Source organism: Bartonella sp. MF74HXZ, from assembly GCF_042194445.1.
Classification (GTDB): Bacteria; Pseudomonadota; Alphaproteobacteria; order Rhizobiales; family Rhizobiaceae; genus Bartonella; species Bartonella grahamii.
In genome coordinates, this window is sequence record NZ_JBHIMW010000003.1 from 40,655 (window position 1) to 55,667 (window position 15,013).

Genomic DNA, 15,013 nt, shown 5'->3' on the forward strand with positions numbered 1-15,013 from the left:
TTTTTTTCTTAAGTTGTTTGTTTTATTGATGTTGTGATATTACGATAGTTCTTAATACTTTAAAGGTTCAAAGAGGAATTTTCTTGTTCCTTTCTTCAATTTTTTCTCACACGCCAATCCTGCTTATGATATTGCAAGTGATAGAAAGCTGAAATAAGAAAAATTTGCGATATTCGGAGGACTAATATAAATATAAAACAATTCATTATCCTTATAAATCAATATATTATAAAAATTGAATCCATTGAAAAACTAAAATCAATTCGGAGGATGACTTTTGCTTTTTAAGGTAAATAAAACACTCAATTTATAAGTTACCGTTATGATGTAAAAGTGTTGCAGTAGCTAAAACATTTTCAGCATGCCCAGATACGCTTACTTTGCGCCATTCTTCTGCTATTATTCCATTTGCATCAATTAAAAAAGTGCTCCGTTCAACACCCATATATTTGCGTCCATACATGCTTTTCTCAACCCAAACACCATAAGCTTCGAGGGTTGTTTTTTCTTCATCAGAAACCAAGATGACATCAAGTTCATATTTTACTTTAAATTTATCATGTTTTTTTACATTATCTGGAGAGATTCCAATAACAGCAACACCGATTTCATCAAATTTCATCTTTAATTTTGTGAAATTAAGTGCTTCGCTTGTGCAACCGCTGGTGTCATCTTTTGGATAAAAATATAAAACAACAGGTTTTCCTCTAAAGTCAGAAAGACATACTGTCTCTCCTCCATCGCGAGGCAAATTAAAATCAGGAGCAAAAGCACCTTTCATTGATCTTGTCATTGTTTTCATCTTTCTTGTGTAATAAGTATAAGATATCAGAGTACACAGAAGAAAAGAACTATTCAACTCTCTAGAATATTATTGTTTTTAAGAGACCTTTATTTTCCTAACAAAACTTGCTCTATCACAAAGATTGGATTGAAAGAACAAGATCGGCGTGAACAACATAAACAAAACAACAAAAGATTATACTGGTTTTATCACAACATGTTTTTTCTTACCGAAAGAAAGCTTAATGATTCCTTCTGCACTGACATCCCCTTCAATAATAAGATGTGTTTCATCCTCAATAATTTGATCATTTACACGTACACCTCCACCTTGAACGTGTCGGCGTGCCTCACTATTAGATTTAGCGAGTCCTGCTTGTACTAAAAGAGTGAGCAATCCAACACCTTTTTTTAATTCTGAGGCATTAATTTCAACAGTTGGAAGATTTTCTCCCAAAGTTTTTTCTTCAAACGTTTTGCGAGCAGTCTCTGCTGCTGCATTTGCAAGAGCACGTCCATGCAACATTGCTGTAACTTCTGTTGCAAGAATTTTTTTTGCTTCGTTAATTTCTGTCCCTTGTAATACAGAAAGTTTAAGAATCTCATCCATTGGCAATGGGGTATAGAGCTTTAGAAATCTTGTTACATCAGCATCTTCTATATTGCGCCAATATTGCCAAAATTGATAAGGTGACAGCATATCCGCATTCAGCCATATAGCCCCATTCAATGATTTACCCATTTTGGCACCGGAAGAGGTTGTCAGCAATGGTGATGTTAACGCATATAATTGTGGTGTTCCTAAACGATGCCCTAATTCGATTCCGTTAATAATGTTGCCCCATTGATCAGAGCCCCCCATTTGCATACGCAACCCATAACGTTTATAAAGTTCAACAAAGTCATAAGCTTGCAGAATCATATAATTAAACTCTAAGAATGACAAAGAGTGCTCACGCTCAAGTCTGAGTCTGACAGAATCAAATGACAACATACGGTTGACAGAAAAATGTTTTCCTACATCACGCAAAAATTCTAAGTAGTTTAAATTGCATAACCATTCAGCATTATTCACAATACAAGCATCAGTTTCTCGGTCACCGAATGTCAAATAGTTAGCAAATACCTTTTTAATACCATCAATATTTGCAGCAATATCATCTTGTGTCAGAAGACGTCGCGCTTCATCTTTGAAGGAAGGATCACCGATCAATCCGGTCCCTCCGCCCATTAAAGCAATGGGACGATGACCCGTTTTTTGTAACCAATAAAGCATCATAATCTGAAGAAGACTTCCAGCATGTAAACTCGATGCTGTTGGATCAAATCCAGTATAAGCGCTTACAGTTTCTTTTGAAAAAAGATCATCTAAGCCTTTTTCATCTGAAATTTGGTGGATAAAACCACGTTCGCTCATAATTTGTAAAAAATCAGATTTAAAGGCAAACACAGATTCAATTTCCTAATTTTAAGAGTACATTCATTTCATATAATAGGTGTTTATATAATGGAGCGTTATCTACCATAACTGATGCACACATCACAAGAGAAAGAGACATATTGATAATATAAAGATAATAATACAGGTATTATTTCCTTTTTACGTTAAAAAAGAGACTTCTCGGTGATAGAAAAAAGGCATTCTGTTATTCTCATTTCTATCCTAGAATAAAATTTAGAAAAGTTTTAAGTACGGACTAAAAAAATTACTTTGTTATGATCAAAGACGACTTTTTCTGATTTTTTATAAATCTATCGTGTTTTCCTAAGTTAGTGAAAGTATTTCAGGAGGAGGAGCGAGAAGTTCATTGGTGATATGATTATCCAAATAGTGGGCACATCGTTCAATAAGTTCTTCATGACATCCACTGAAAAAGTGATTAGCCTCTTCTAATATTTCTTGTGTGATGATGATTCCTTTTTGTGTTTTCAATTTATCGACAAGTATTTGAACATCTTTTGGGGGGGAAACTTTATCGATACCGCCATGAATGATAAGTCCAGAAGATGGACAAGGTGCAAGAAATGAAAAGTCATAAACATTAGGCTGAGGGGCAACTGAGATAAATCCCTCAATTTCCGGTCGGCGCATTAAAAGCTGCATACCAATCCATGCTCCAAATGAATATCCTGCTACCCAACAATTTTTAGAGTCTGGATGTTGTGTTTGCACCCAATCGAGAGCAGCAGCAGCATCTGAAAGTTCTCCTATTCCATAATCAAATTCACCCTGACTACGACCAATACCACGAAAGTTAAAACGTAAAGTTGTAAAGCCACGTTGTTGGAACATATAAAAGAGGTCATAGACAATTTTATGATTCATAGTTCCACCAAATTGGGGATGAGGATGCAAAATGATCGCAATGGGTGCATTTTTTTGTTGTGAAGGTTGATAACGCCCTTCGAGCCGACCCGCGGGACCGTTAAAAATAATTTCTGGCATAAAATGCTCCTTAAATGCAATAAAAGGCTTTCATTGACCTTGGTCGACTTTTACCATAGAATCTCTTAAATAATTATTAGATATTCTTTTTTTAGTGCACTTTTCAAGAAAATTGCGCTATTTTTTTAATCAATTCATAAGATTAATGATTGCGATGTAAAATGGTTATAAGACGCCGATATTTTGATCATAACGCAACAACACCGCTCAAAAAAATGGCACGGATGGCGTTAGTGGAATCTTTAGAGATATTTGGTAATCCATCATCGGTTCATAAGGAAGGGCGTGCGGCTAAAACCTTGTTGCAAAAGGCACGTCGACAAATCGCTGAAAATCTTAAAACAGATCCAGATCACGTGGTATTCACCTCTGGTGCGAGTGAAGCAGCGATGACTTTGTTAACACCCTTTTACAATATGGGGAATGCAAAAGTTCAATTTTCTCATCTTTACCTTGGAGCGACTGAACATCCCTCTGTTGCAGAGGGAGGGCGTTTTTCTAAAGAATTGATAAGCGTCATTGCTGTTGATCAAGATGGGCTCATTCAACAAGATAAATTAACATCACTCTTAACGGTTCACGATAAAACAAAAGGTTTACCTCTTGTTGCTATTCAAGCTGCAAATAGTGAAACGGGTGTTATTCAACCGTTAACAGAAATCGCCGCTATTGTTCGGGATTTAGGAGGTACTCTTATTGTTGATTTGACACAATATGTCGATAAAAATTTCGTGGATATTAATCAGCTAGGAGGAGATTTTTTTATACTGTCTGCACATAAAATTGGTGGTCCTAAAGGAATAGGTGCTTTTGTTTCATGTGGTAATCTTCTTATGCCACAACCTCTTATTATTGGGGGAGGGCAAGAAAAAGGTCTTCGTGGAGGAACAGAAGCACTGCCCCTTATTGCTGCTTTTGGGGCAGCAATGGCTGATTGTTTCACACAGGAAGAAATAAAACAGTTAATATATTTACGCAATAAATTAGAAGATGGACTACAAAAAATAAGTAAAAATGTTGAAATTTTTGGCAAAAGAGTTCAACGTTTGCCAAATACAACTTACTTTACCGTGAAAAATATAAAAGCTGAAACGATGCAAATTGCTTTTGATTTAGAAGGGTTTTCTATATCATCCGGTTCTGCTTGTTCTTCGGGAAAAGTAAAACAAAGCAAAGTGTTGGAGGCAATGGGGTATCATGTTCCAAATGGTGCCATTCGCATTTCGCTAGGGCGGGACACGACTTCTGAGGATATTGATGATTTTCTATCGTTTTTTTCTCAAATTATAAGCAGGAAAAAAGAGTAAGATTTATCATCAAAAAGTTATAAAATTAGAATTATTTTAAAAATAAGATAAGTTTGATTGAAATTTTTGCACTTTACCTATAGCCTAGGAAATAACTTGCTACTTTAATCTTGTAAAAAAACAAGATTTTTAGTTACCGGTTTTTGACGCCAATAGTTACCGGTTTTTGACGCCAAAAAATGGAGAAAATTGATGCCGGCAGTACAAGAAACAATACGCCAAGTACGTGAAATAGATGTTGACCAATATAAATATGGTTTTGAAACCAATATTGAAACAGATAAAGCTCCAAAAGGCTTAAATGAAGATATTATCAAATTTATTTCTGCTAAAAAACATGAGCCTGAATGGATGCTAACATGGCGCTTAAAAGCTTACCGACGTTGGCTGACAATGCAAGAGCCTCATTGGGCGCGTCTTGAATATCCTAAAATTGATTTTCAGGAGCTTTATTATTATGCTGCTCCAAAAAATCATACAGGACCAAAATCTTTGGATGAAGTGGATCCTGAGTTATTAGCAACGTACGAAAAACTTGGCATTCCCCTTAAAGAACAAGAGATTTTGGCAGGAGTAAGAAAACAGTCTGATCCCTCTACTTTCGATGACAGTATGTCTGTATCGGGGCAGGTGGCTGTTGATGCAGTCTTTGATTCTGTTTCTGTTGTAACAACATTCAAAAAAGAGCTGGCACGTGCTGGTGTGATTTTTTGTTCTATTTCAGAGGCGATTATTGAACATTCTGAGCTTATTAAGGAATATTTAGGAACAGTTGTACCTATAAGTGATAATTATTATGCAGCCTTAAATGCAGCTGTCTTTACAGATGGTTCATTTGTTTATATTCCCAAAGGGGTTCGTTGTCCTATGGAGCTTTCAACTTATTTTAGGATTAATGAACGCAACACTGGCCAATTTGAACGAACATTGATTATCGCCGCTGAAGATTCCTATGTTTCTTATCTTGAAGGGTGTACAGCACCCCAACGTGATGAAAACCAACTTCATGCGGCTGTCGTTGAACTTATTGCCCTTAAAAATGCAGAGATTAAATATTCTACAGTACAAAACTGGTATCCTGGCGATAAAGATGGAAAGGGCGGTATTTATAATTTTGTGACGAAGCGTGGAGATTGTCGAGGTGATAGCTCTAAAATCTCATGGACACAAGTTGAGACTGGTTCTGCGATTACTTGGAAATATCCATCCTGCTTACTCCGTGGTGATAATGCGCGTGGAGAATTTTATTCTATTGCTGTTGCAAACGGTCATCAACAAATTGATTCTGGTACAAAAATGATTCATTTGGGAAAAAATACATCCAGTCGTATTATTTCCAAGGGCATTTCTGCAGGTTTTTCAAATAACACTTATCGAGGACAAGTTACAGCACATCGAAAAGCACAAAATGCGCGTAATTTTACGCAATGTGATAGTTTGTTAATCGGAAATGATTGTGGTGCGCATACAGTCCCTTATATTGAAGCAAAAAATGCAACAGCTCAGTTTGAACATGAAGCCACAACATCAAAAATTTCTGATGACCAACTTTTTTATGTTATGCAGAGAGGAATTCCCGAAGAAGAAGCTATCGCATTAATTGTAAATGGTTTTGTAAAAGAGGTCATTCAAAAACTTCCCATGGAATTTGCTGTCGAAGCACAAAAGCTTATTGGTATCAGCCTTGAAGGTAGTGTTGGATAATTTATTGAATTAGATAAATAGAAGACTTGATGTAAAAGGGCTGTAACAGTAGCAAATAATGCTAAAAATGACCTCTATGGTAATTACAAAAGTAGATGGATGCTAAGGCAAAATAATACGCATTGGTATCTGAAAAACAGCCAAAACAGGATTAAATTATGTTAGAGATAAAAAATTTGCACGCCCGTATTGCTGGGACCGATACAGAAGTTATTCGTGGTTTAAACTTGACAGTTCAAGATGGAGAAGTTGCCGCTATCATGGGACAAAATGGAGCCGGAAAATCAACTTTGTCTTATTTGCTTGCTGGTCGTGATGATTATGAAATAACAGAAGGAGATATTCTCTATAATGGAAAATCGCTTTTAGAAATGGATCCAGCAGAACGTGCTACATATGGTGTTTTTCTTGCATTTCAATATCCAATGGAAATACCAGGGGTAGCAACGATGGAATTTTTAAAAGTTGCGATGAATTCTCAACGCAAAGCGCGTGGTGACAAAGAGCTTAAAATTCCTGAATTTATAAAATGTGTTAAAGAAGTTTCAGCCAAACTTGAAATAGATATGGATATGCTAAAGCGTCCATTAAATGTAGGTTTTTCAGGTGGAGAAAAAAAACGCGCTGAAATTTTACAAATGGCACTTCTTGAACCTAGACTTTGCATTTTAGATGAAACGGATTCTGGTTTAGATATTGATGCATTAAAAATTGTTGCAGATGGTGTTAATAAACTTCGGGATTCAAAACGTTCATTTTTGGTGATTACCCATTATCAACGGCTGCTTAATTATATTATTCCTGACACGGTACATGTTCTTTATAAAGGACAAATTATCAAAAGCGGAGATAAATCCTTAGCGCTTTATTTAGAGCAAAATGGGTATGCTGATCTTATCAGGGAAGCGGTTTGAGGTTATTGAATATGAATACACAACAAAACTTGTTAGCAGTTGAAGAAAATATACTCAGTAATTTCAATCAGTGTGTAAACGACTTACCTGGTAATAAAGCTGTACAGGAAATCCGCAAGAAAACTATTGAGCAGTTTCAAACGGCACAGCTTCCTTCCCGTAAAATCGAAAGCTGGCATTATACCAATCTGCGTACCTTACTGAAGTCTATTAGCAATTTTTCAAAAGTTCAAAACAATCAATTGGTTGATGCTTTGCTTTCAGAAAGTGCTGTTTTCTCCATAAACAATGGAAAAACATCGATAGAGTCAAAGGTAGATAATATTACAGTAAAACGCCTTTCAGATGCATTAGAAGATAATTCTGTACAGATAAATCAAAACATTTCCGATGAGGATTTTATTGGACAGTTAAATACAGCTTTTGTTACAGATGGTTGGCTTTTTCACATCCCTGAAAATACAAAGTTAAATATACCCATTGAATTACAAAATATACAAATGGGGGGACAATCTCATATTTTTTCGGATATAAAAGTTGATAAAAATAGTCAAGTTACGTTTATTGAACATCAGATTGGCAATGATAAAGATACCTTTGTCAGTTCAATATTTTCATTAAATGTTGCTGCTGATAGTGATGTTACATGGATTCTCATTCGCAATCGTGATTTTAATTCTACACAATTTGGTCGATTTTGTGCTGTTCTTGATCAAAGAGCGAAGTTATCACTTTATGTCATTAATATAGGGAGCCAATTAAATCGCCAAGAAGTCGATATTGAATTACAGGGAGAAGAATCTGATTTTCAATTACGCGTTATAAATTTATTATCAGGACAAACACATAGTGATCTAACAATGACTGTTCGTCACGTGGAAGAAAAATCAACATCAAGTGAAATTATACGCAATGTGGTTACAGATAAGGCTGCTGGTGTTTTCCAAGGAATAATACGTGTGTCTCAAAAAGCGCAAAAAACAGATGCACGCATGGCTTGTAATAGCCTTATTCTTTCAGATGATGCAGAATTTAATGCAAAGCCTGAACTAGAGATTTTTGCTGATGATGTTGCATGCGGTCATGGTGCAACAGTTGCTAATATTAATCATGATTATCTTTTTTATCTTATGGCGCGTGGTATCCCATTTAAAACGGCTCGTGCACTTTTGATTAAAGGATTTATCTCTGAGCTCATTGATGAGATCAAGCAAGATAATATTCAAATTGCTTTGGAGAATATCATTAGTAAATGGCTTGAAAAAAATGTTTAAGGTAGAAAAAATGGAAAATAACGTAAAAACATTTACTTATAATGTCGAAGAAATTCGGCGTGATTTTCCTCTTTTGCACCATCAAGTTTATGGAAAGCGATTAGCATATCTTGATAGTAGTGCTTCTGCCCAAAAACCAGTGTCAGTACTCAATGCAATGAATAATTATTATCATTATAGTTATGCTAATGTGCATAGGGGAATGTATTTTTTAGCCAATATAGCAACACAATCATATGAAAATTCTCGTGAAACCGTTCGTGTTTTTCTAAATGCTCAAAAAGCTGAAGAAATTGTTTTTACGAAAAATGCAACAGAAGCTATTAATACCGTTGCTTATGGTTGGGCTATGCCCAAACTCAAAGAAGGTGATGAGATTGTTCTAACGATCATGGAACATCATTCAAATATTATTCCTTGGCATTTTCTCCGTGAACAAAAAGGTGTTAAACTTATTTTTGTTCCTGTCGATGAAAATGGTGTTCTGCACATTGAAGATTTCCAAAAGGCTTTAAGCAAAAAAACGCGGCTTGTTGCTATTACGCATATGTCCAATATATTAGGAACTGTACCTCCTGTTAAAGAGATTATTAAACTCGCACATCAAAATTCTATTCCTGTTCTTGTTGATGGTTCTCAAGGAGCAGTACATTTAACCGTTGATGTGCAAGATCTCGATTGTGATTGGTATGTCTTTACAGGTCATAAGCTTTATGGTCCCACCGGTATTGGTGTTTTGTATGGTAAGGAAGATAGACTAGAAGAAATGCGTCCTTTTCAAGGGGGAGGGGAAATGATCGAGGAGGTAACAACCGATAAGGTTTTTTATAATGCTCCTCCTTACCGTTTTGAAGCAGGCACTCCTCCTATTGTTGAAGCTATTGGATTAACTGCAGCTATTGATTATATACAAGAGAAAGGTCGTAGCACGATTCATGCCCATGAGAGGTCCCTTTTAGCTTATGCGCAGGAAAAACTTAAAATGGTTGAGTCATTGCGTATTTATGGTCATTCTCCCAATAAAGGAGCTATTATATCATTTACAATTGAAGGGATTCACGCCCATGATATCGCTATGTTTATTGATAGAAAAGGAGTTGCAATACGCGCGGGAACCCATTGTGCACAGCCTTTATTACAGCGCTTTGGTCTAACATCTATTTGTCGGGCATCATTAGCCATGTATAACACTCAAGAAGATGTAGATCAATTAGTAGAAGCATTGAAAGAAACAAGGACATTTTTTAATGGCTGAATCAATTGAAGAGCGTCATTCTACAGAATCTGTTGAAACTGTAAGCGAAAATAAAAAATCTTATATATCAGCAATTCCAGCAGATGAAATTGATCGTATGACGAATGATATTATTGCTGCTCTCAAAACAGTTTATGACCCAGAGATTCCTGCTGATATTTATGAGCTTGGACTGATTTATCGTATTGATATTGAAGATGATCGTTCAGTAAAAATTGAAATGACTCTTACAGCACCGGGATGTCCTGTTGCTGGTGAAATGCCGGGGTGGGTAGAAAATGCAGTCAGTGCAGTTGAAGGGGTTTCGTATGTTGAAGTCACTATGACTTTTGATCCACCATGGACACCTGATTGTATGTCAGAAGAAGCTCAAATTGCTGTCGGATGGTACTAACAATACTGTTCGTGAATGCATCGTTTTTCTCAAACATTTGGATTTAAAAACGATTACATGCATCATAATAAACAAAAATTAGAACTTAACTGGATTGGAAAAGAGAAACGTCCCAAACTAAAAACTCATATCTTATTAGAAGATCGTGAAAAATCTTATCATGCCTCACATCAAATATCATCTCAGGATATTTTTGATAATAAACTTATTTTTGGTGATAATTTACTCGCACTCAAAGCACTTGAGAAAGAATATACAGGCAAGGTAAAATGTATCTATATCGATCCGCCTTATAATACAGGTAATGCTTTTGAACATTATGAAGATGGTTTAGAGCATTCCATATGGCTAAGTTTTATGAGAGACAGGCTAGAATTGTTACATCATTTACTGGCGGATGATGGAAGTATCTGGATTTCCATTGATGATGATGAACAAGCCTATCTTAAAGTGGTGATGGATGAAATTTTTGGTCGCCAAAATTTCATCAACAATATTATCTGGCAAAAGAAATATGCTCCACAAAATGATACAAAATGGCTTTCTGATAACCATGATTTTATAATGGTTTATGCCAAAGATAAAATGTTTTGGCGTCCTCAATTGCTTCCTCGTTCAAGCGATATGGATGCGCGCTATAAAAATCCTGATAATGATCCTCGCGGCCCTTGGAAATCTGGAGATTTATCCGTAAAAAGAGTGACGCTTAAGGATATTTATGAAATCATCACACCTTCTGGACGCAAGGTGATGCCCCCTAATGGTAGAAGTTGGGCTATGAATGAAAAAAAGTTCTTTGAATTATTAAAAGATAATCGTATTTGGTTTGGTCCAACAGGAAGCAATGTTCCTTCTCTGAAGCGTTTTTTATCAGAAGTAAAAAATGGTACGGTTTCAATGACGATTTGGCCCTATACAGAAGTGGGGCACAATCAAGATGCCAAAAAAGAAGTCAAAGTTTTTAATTCTGATAATGTCTTTACAACTCCTAAACCGGAACGGTTAATGGAACGCATCATTCAACTTGCCACCAACCCCGGTGATCTTATACTGGATTCTTTTGCTGGTTCTGGCACGACCGGTTCTGTTGCTCATAAAATGGGAAGAAAGTGGATTATGATTGAACTTGGTGAACATTGTCACACCCATATTATCCCTCGTTTAAAACAAGTCATTGATGGAACTGATCAAGGGGGAATTTCCAAAAGTGTCAATTGGCAAGGTGGCGGGGGATTCCGTTATTATCGCCTTACACCTTCTCTGTTGCAAAAAGATCCATGGGGACAATAGATTATTAGTCGCGAATATAATGCTGCGATGCTTTCAGAAGCAATGTGCAAACATATGGGGTTTACCTATGCACCTGATGAAAATCATTATTGGATGCAAGGGTATTCAACTGCGACAGATTATATTTATGTCACAACAAACGCTATGACTCATGAACACCTCCGTATTATAAGTAAAGAGGTAGGCTCTCATCGCACTTTGCTGATTTGTTGTACAGCATTTGATACAAAATCAGCATCATTTGAAAATCTAACACTCACTAAAATTCCCCGTGCAGTATTAGAAAAATGCGAATGGGGAAGGGATGATTACAGTTTAAATATAGCCAATCTTGAACCAATGATTGTGGTAAAAGAAAGCAACAAAGATAAAGATATTGCACAAAAAGAATTAGATCTATTTGAATAATATATAAAAAGCGGAGTTTTTCATAAACACTGTTGAAAAAAGGATTTCTGCTCGCTTATCGTTGTGTAATCCTCAACGTGATTCTTTAAATATTTTGGTAAAAATCTTAAAAAATATAGAGCTTTCTAAAAATGCTGATTTGGTTGCAGAGTTGGAAGTGATAAAAAATCTTTATCCTTCTGTATAAGATTTTGAACAAAACTTTCCTTCTTTTTGTTTTGCTTTAGCAACGGGTGTGGGAAAAACGCGACTTATGGGTGCTTTTATCAGCTATCTTTATTTAACAGGTCGCAGTCGCCATTCTTTTATTTTAGCTCCAAATTTAACTATTTATGAAAAATTAAAACAGGATTTTAGTCTCCAAAGCCCAAAGTATGTCTTTAGTGGAATAAGTGAATTCATTGCAAATAGACCTGTTATTATTACAGGTGACGATTATGAAAGTGGTAAAGGTATTCGCACTGATGATCAGCACTTTCAAGGACAAAAGCGTTTGTTTGAGAGTAAGGATACAGCCTTTATCAATATTTTTAATATTTCTAAAATTAATACAACAGATAACAAAAAAGGTGCATTAAAATCCAGTATTCCACGAATTAAACGCTTGCAAGAAACGATTGGCGAAAGTTATTTTGATTATCTCGCAAATCTTCCTGATTTAGTTTTGTTAATGGATGAAGCACACCGTTATCGTGCTTGCGCTAGTGCGACGGCAATTAATGAGTTAAAACCTGTTTTAGGAATAGAGCTTACAGCGACACCAAAAACAATAGGTGCAAAACCTGTAGATTTTAAAAATGTTGTTTACAGCTATTCACTTGCAGAGGCTATGAGGGATGGTTTTGTAAAAGAGCCTGCTGTTGCTACACATAAAGATTTTCAACCTCAAAATTATACATTTGAGCAATTAGAACATATCAAATTGCAAGATGCAATTCATGCCCATTAAAATGTGAAAACAGATTTAGTTGCCTATAACAAAAAGTTCATTAAGCCTTTTATTTTAGTTATCGCTCAAGATGCAATTCATGCACAAAAACTACGGAATTTATTGGAATCAGATAATTTTTTTCATGTACCTATAAGGGAAAAATATTCAAAAGCTTATTGCAATTGAAGATTTTCATGAACCAACAGAAATTGTTATTCACGTTAATAAATTAAAGGAGGGGTGGGATGTCACGAATCTTTATACTATTGCTCAATGGATATTTGAAAATTACCCAGAAAAATGCCGTCAAAAACAAAAGCATTCAAGGGCAATAATTACTCCCCTTAATAGTGATGCAGCTCTTATTCAGCAAATTGTTGCTGAAATAGGAGCAGGACGCCCTCAGTTACAAAAACGTTATTCAGAAATTAAAACCACTGAAGGACGACCACGGCAATATTATTTTACTAAACAAACAGATAGTGCTGAAATTGATGCAGTAGAGGACAATGCAAAGAGTAGAACAGAAGATGGCTCTGTTAAAGAGCATGATCTTTATCCATTATTATCTAAATTTTTATGGTCAGAATTTGCAGTTTATAGCAAACGCATTAATGAGAAATGTTCTCGTAATAAACATGGTGCAGGCGGAAATAAATGGCTTTATCCAGATCTCGTAGGAATGCAAGATTTAAGCAGTGAATGGAATCGTGAAATCAAAGATTGTGTTTTGCAATATTTTGATAAAAAAACGAAACTTTGGTCTTTTGAAGTAAAAATTCTCATCAATCATTCAAATTTACGAAAAGCATTTTTTCAAACAGTTAGTAATTCGTCATGGGCTAATTTGAGTTATTTAGTTGCTAGTGAAATTGAAGGAGTTGATACATTAAAAGAGCTTCGAATGCTTTCAAGTTTGCATGGAGTTGGATTTATAAGACTTAATAAGGAAAACTCTTCCGAGAGTGAGATTTTAATTCCTGCCAAAGAACGTAGTGATATTGACTGGGATACTGCTAATAGACTAGTGGAGGAAAACAAAGACTTTCTTGATTATATTAAGCTCATTCGTCAATTTTATCAAACTGGCGAGATGCGTCCACTAGATTGGGATCATATGTATCCATGAGAGGTATTTTAAAAAAGACTCTATTGTTTAAAAGCCCTTATTTTCAGAGTGATAAAAAATTACTCTAATTATTTTATTTGACTTATTATATTGATTTATAATGATAATGAGTCATTTGTTTTAAACTTAAATGAGGGAGGTAAATATCCTAGCATTCAATCTTTAAAAACCACCTTATATTGATATTGTATCAATCAAAATTGTTTGCGTGCATCTCATGAGTGGGCTTGAGTAGGGGAAGAGTAAAAATTCTGTTTTAGACCCGTTCTATTTTGTACGTGGGGCGTAATTCTATTAGATACTAGACTTAATAATTATAATTTATTACAAATTTGATATTTTAGAAAGTGAAATTCAATTTTCTTGCTTTTTTTACATCAAACATTGAAAATATTACTTCCTCATATTGAAGTCTTCTTACGGAGAATTTATACCACTATTTCTTTAATTTCCATTGTTATTCGTTTTGATTATTATTAAGTTTTTTGTTATCCAAATTAAACATTCAAAAAACTTTATTCTTATAAAATATTCACACAGTTTGCCACAATATTCTCTTTATTTTTCAATAATACCGCACGCCAAACGCGCACCACCTCCGCCAAGCGGTAATGGTTCGTCTGATTGATTATCTGCTCCTAAATGGATGACTAAAGAGTGCCCTTTAATTTCAGAGATTTTTTTTAATCGTGGAGCAAGAACGCTCATCATAGCATACCCTTGCTTATCAACATAAAGTGCTGGTAAATCACCAAGATGACCATTGACATTATAAGGTCCTAAATGTTTTCCGGTATGTTCCGGATCATAATGTCCACCTGCGCTTCCACCAATTATGCCATCTTTTGTATCACATGAAGGATTTACATGTACATGAAAACCATGCATCCCTTCTGATAAAGTAGATAAATTAGGGATGAAAATCAAACCGTATGTGTTTTCTTCAATTTTAATGCTACCAATAGCCTTTTTGGAATTATTATCTTCTAATTTATAAATATTTACTTGTGTTGATAGTGCTAATGCAGAATTTTTATGAATTAAAAATGCCATAAAAATCAATAATGATAATAATATTTTTTTCATAAAATACCTTATAATTATATTTAAATAAATTTTATCTATAAAAATAATCTATATTATTAAATATATATGATTGCATTAAATTGAAATTTAAG

14 protein-coding genes are annotated in these 15,013 nt (G+C 35.0%); 10 read left to right on the top strand and 4 right to left on the bottom strand.

What is annotated here, in order from left to right; translation table 11 throughout:
* Window positions 1-307: 307 nt before the first annotated feature.
* The 3 genes from ACFIJ8_RS02935 to ACFIJ8_RS02945 form a co-directional block, all read right to left on the bottom strand.
* Window positions 308-793, bottom strand: coding sequence for a peroxiredoxin (locus ACFIJ8_RS02935; protein WP_375638971.1), 486 nt, complete (start codon window positions 791-793; stop codon window positions 308-310).
* Between the two features lie 186 nt (window positions 794-979).
* Window positions 980-2,233 carry a tyrosine--tRNA ligase gene (gene tyrS, locus ACFIJ8_RS02940; protein WP_375638972.1) on the bottom strand — a complete coding sequence of 418 codons (1,254 nt, stop codon included), beginning with the start codon at window positions 2,231-2,233 and terminating at the stop codon, window positions 980-982.
* A 315-nt stretch (window positions 2,234-2,548) separates the two neighbouring features.
* The gene (locus tag ACFIJ8_RS02945; RefSeq protein WP_015856377.1) at window positions 2,549-3,229 is read right to left on the bottom strand and encodes an alpha/beta hydrolase; all 681 of its coding nucleotides are present in this window, start codon (window positions 3,227-3,229) and stop codon (window positions 2,549-2,551) included.
* A gap of 161 nt (window positions 3,230-3,390) precedes the next feature.
* Here ACFIJ8_RS02945 and ACFIJ8_RS02950 point away from each other — a divergent pair, with 161 nt between their 5' ends.
* The 10 genes from ACFIJ8_RS02950 to ACFIJ8_RS02995 all read left to right on the top strand — a co-directional run bounded on the left by ACFIJ8_RS02950 (window position 3,391) and on the right by ACFIJ8_RS02995 (window position 13,835).
* The gene (locus tag ACFIJ8_RS02950; protein WP_273787979.1) at window positions 3,391-4,536 is read left to right on the top strand and encodes a cysteine desulfurase family protein; all 1,146 of its coding nucleotides are present in this window, start codon (window positions 3,391-3,393) and stop codon (window positions 4,534-4,536) included.
* 192 nt (window positions 4,537-4,728) lie between these two features.
* Window positions 4,729-6,240 carry a Fe-S cluster assembly protein SufB gene (gene sufB / locus ACFIJ8_RS02955; protein WP_015856379.1) on the top strand — a complete coding sequence of 504 codons (1,512 nt, stop codon included), beginning with the start codon at window positions 4,729-4,731 and terminating at the stop codon, window positions 6,238-6,240.
* 158 nt (window positions 6,241-6,398) lie between these two features.
* A complete protein-coding gene (gene sufC / locus ACFIJ8_RS02960; RefSeq protein WP_015856380.1) occupies window positions 6,399-7,154 on the top strand; it encodes a Fe-S cluster assembly ATPase SufC in 756 nt (251 codons plus the stop codon).
* 11 nt (window positions 7,155-7,165) lie between these two features.
* Window positions 7,166-8,428 carry a Fe-S cluster assembly protein SufD gene (sufD, locus tag ACFIJ8_RS02965; protein WP_273787978.1) on the top strand — a complete coding sequence of 421 codons (1,263 nt, stop codon included), beginning with the start codon at window positions 7,166-7,168 and terminating at the stop codon, window positions 8,426-8,428.
* A gap of 10 nt (window positions 8,429-8,438) precedes the next feature.
* Complete coding sequence (locus ACFIJ8_RS02970; protein WP_375638973.1) at window positions 8,439-9,683, top strand: cysteine desulfurase; 1,245 nt, start codon at window positions 8,439-8,441, stop codon at window positions 9,681-9,683.
* A complete protein-coding gene (locus ACFIJ8_RS02975) occupies window positions 9,676-10,077 on the top strand; it encodes an SUF system Fe-S cluster assembly protein (RefSeq protein ID WP_273787976.1) in 402 nt (133 codons plus the stop codon). Before ACFIJ8_RS02970 ends, ACFIJ8_RS02975 begins: the two co-directional genes overlap by 8 nt.
* Window positions 10,078-10,134: 57 nt before the next feature.
* Window positions 10,135-11,367, top strand: a complete 1,233-nt coding sequence (locus ACFIJ8_RS02980) for a site-specific DNA-methyltransferase (protein ID WP_375638974.1) — start codon at window positions 10,135-10,137, stop codon at window positions 11,365-11,367.
* A gap of 54 nt (window positions 11,368-11,421) precedes the next feature.
* Complete coding sequence (locus ACFIJ8_RS02985) at window positions 11,422-11,775, top strand: hypothetical protein (protein WP_375638975.1); 354 nt, start codon at window positions 11,422-11,424, stop codon at window positions 11,773-11,775.
* Window positions 11,776-12,010: 235 nt separating this feature from the next.
* Entirely contained in the window at window positions 12,011-12,724 is a 714-nt protein-coding gene (locus tag ACFIJ8_RS02990; RefSeq protein WP_375638976.1) for a DEAD/DEAH box helicase family protein, read from the top strand.
* A 664-nt stretch (window positions 12,725-13,388) separates the two neighbouring features.
* A complete protein-coding gene (locus ACFIJ8_RS02995) occupies window positions 13,389-13,835 on the top strand; it encodes a hypothetical protein (RefSeq protein ID WP_375638977.1) in 447 nt (148 codons plus the stop codon).
* Window positions 13,836-14,393: 558 nt separating this feature from the next.
* On the opposite strand, the gene sodC is transcribed toward ACFIJ8_RS02995, so the two are convergent.
* Entirely contained in the window at window positions 14,394-14,921 is a 528-nt protein-coding gene (sodC, locus tag ACFIJ8_RS03000; protein WP_375638978.1) for a superoxide dismutase [Cu-Zn] SodC, read from the bottom strand.
* Window positions 14,922-15,013 lie beyond the last annotated feature (92 nt).

Excerpts from the sequence above, each read along its gene's own strand:
- sufC (WP_015856380.1), top strand. The coding sequence starts at position 6,399 with ATGTTAGAGATAAAAAATTTGCACGCCCGTATTGCTGGGACCGATACA.
- sodC (WP_375638978.1), bottom strand. The coding sequence starts at position 14,921 with ATGAAAAAAATATTATTATCATTATTGATTTTTATGGCATTTTTAATT.
- ACFIJ8_RS02995 (WP_375638977.1), top strand. The coding sequence starts at position 13,389 with ATGCAAGATTTAAGCAGTGAATGGAATCGTGAAATCAAAGATTGTGTT.
- ACFIJ8_RS02935 (WP_375638971.1), bottom strand. The coding sequence starts at position 793 with ATGACAAGATCAATGAAAGGTGCTTTTGCTCCTGATTTTAATTTGCCT.
- ACFIJ8_RS02950 (WP_273787979.1), top strand. The coding sequence starts at position 3,391 with ATGGTTATAAGACGCCGATATTTTGATCATAACGCAACAACACCGCTC.
- ACFIJ8_RS02970 (WP_375638973.1), top strand. The coding sequence starts at position 8,439 with ATGGAAAATAACGTAAAAACATTTACTTATAATGTCGAAGAAATTCGG.
- sufB (WP_015856379.1), top strand. The coding sequence starts at position 4,729 with ATGCCGGCAGTACAAGAAACAATACGCCAAGTACGTGAAATAGATGTT.
- sufD (WP_273787978.1), top strand. The coding sequence starts at position 7,166 with ATGAATACACAACAAAACTTGTTAGCAGTTGAAGAAAATATACTCAGT.
- ACFIJ8_RS02945 (WP_015856377.1), bottom strand. The coding sequence starts at position 3,229 with ATGCCAGAAATTATTTTTAACGGTCCCGCGGGTCGGCTCGAAGGGCGT.
- ACFIJ8_RS02980 (WP_375638974.1), top strand. The coding sequence starts at position 10,135 with ATGCATCATAATAAACAAAAATTAGAACTTAACTGGATTGGAAAAGAG.
- ACFIJ8_RS02985 (WP_375638975.1), top strand. The coding sequence starts at position 11,422 with ATGGGGTTTACCTATGCACCTGATGAAAATCATTATTGGATGCAAGGG.
- ACFIJ8_RS02975 (WP_273787976.1), top strand. The coding sequence starts at position 9,676 with ATGGCTGAATCAATTGAAGAGCGTCATTCTACAGAATCTGTTGAAACT.